At 56.2% G+C, this 217-nt stretch carries 1 rRNA gene; it reads right to left on the reverse strand.

What is annotated here, in order from left to right:
- Window positions 1-8: 8 nt before the first annotated feature.
- Window positions 9-217: ribosomal RNA gene (locus KI375_RS27215) — 16S ribosomal RNA — on the reverse strand; the annotation flags it as partial.

Genomic DNA, 217 nt, shown 5'->3' on the forward strand with positions numbered 1-217 from the left:
TTCCTTAGAAAGGAGGTGATCCAGCCGCACCTTCCGATACGGCTACCTTGTTACGACTTCACCCCAATCATCTGTCCCACCTTCGGCGGTTGGCTCCAAAAGGTTACCTCACCGACTTCGGGTGTTACAAACTCTCGTGGTGTGACGGGCGGTGTGTACAAGGCCCGGGAACGTATTCACCGCGGCATGCTGATCCGCGATTACTAGCGATTCCGGC

Origin of the sequence: Bacillus sp. J14TS2, from assembly GCF_018333015.1 — a bacterium.
Taxonomy (GTDB): domain Bacteria; phylum Bacillota; class Bacilli; order Bacillales; family Bacillaceae_C; genus Lederbergia.